1 protein-coding gene is annotated in these 1,162 nt (G+C 61.4%); it reads left to right on the forward strand.

Going from position 1 to position 1,162, the window contains the following annotated elements:
- Nucleotides 1–960: 960 nt before the first annotated feature.
- The coding region (locus tag E4K65_RS46670; protein ID WP_488226134.1) for a transposase at nucleotides 961–1,162 on the forward strand (202 nt) is incomplete at its 3' end.

Genomic DNA, 1,162 nt, shown 5'->3' on the forward strand with positions numbered 1-1,162 from the left:
CCGGTGCGGTCTGCCCCGCGTGGCGTAGCGTGTCAGCCGCGTTCGCTACTGCCAGCCCTTTGGCGACTGGAAACTGGGATTCAGGCAATACAGCTTTCACCATGCACACCTTACTCTGTGCTCTCCACCGGGCTGCGGCGCCCGATTTCGAGACGTTTCCCGGCATGCTCTGGTCCCGTTCCTCTTTCGAGGTCTCAGTCGTTTCCGACACCGGTAAGCCGGGCAAGTAAGAGCCCAACCAGTAGGCTCCATTCTTTCGAACACTCCCTTCTTCTTCACGCCACAACGGCGCACGCCTGGCGGCTTCGATCCCTCGCACAACGACTATCGGAGCTCCTCGCCGGGAGCACGCGGGAAAGGGTCCCGCCGTCATGAAGTATGCCGGCGTCGCTATCACTGCCCCGTTCCCGGGTGCCCTCTTAACCGGTCTCGTCGCTGCACTCGGTCCCGCGTGCCGCCTTCGGCGTCGCTATGCTCACGCTCCTGCGGGTGCCATTTTCCGTTGCGGCGATGCGCCGCTGGCGCACGCCAGGTCAGGGCCTGCGGCCCTGAGCATCTCAATGCCAAGCACCATGAAGAATCGGACGGATGCCGCGCCGCGTTGCAGGTTTCGCATTTTCTAATCCCTTCCGTCTCGGAGATAGTCCGATTCTCGCGCCCACGATTAGCAAAGGTCCTCTCAAAGGGGGGCGCACATTGCGCTGCAAGAATCTGGGCGAGGTCAGTCGTTTGCTTGCGTACGCATCAAACGATGATGGAAGGAAGTAGCCCAAGTTGATCGAGGGGTAGTAGCGGTCGAGCGGGTCGAAGTCGCACGAGTTCATTTGCGAATCCTGGCCTTCATCTATAAGTACGAGCCTTCCGTTTGTGCAGGCTCATCTAGCAGGCTGTTGAAAAAGGCGCTCGCCGCCGACCGGCGACCATGATTCATTGGCCTCCGATGCGATTCGGAGATGGTGCGTGCGCGGCGGCGACAATCGAACAGGAGAGCTGTTTAGCTACGTTGATCTGGAGGCGCGGGTGCGGCGTGATCATCCGCTGCGAGCGATCCGGACAATCGTGAACGAAGCGCTGGCGGTGCTGGAGCGCGAGTTTGCCGCGCTCTATTCGCCGATTGGGCGGCCGTCGATCCCACCGGAGAAGCTGCTGCGGGCGATGCTGT

Origin of the sequence: Bradyrhizobium niftali, from assembly GCF_004571025.1 — a bacterium.
In the GTDB taxonomy this organism is placed as follows: Bacteria; Pseudomonadota; Alphaproteobacteria; order Rhizobiales; family Xanthobacteraceae; genus Bradyrhizobium; species Bradyrhizobium niftali.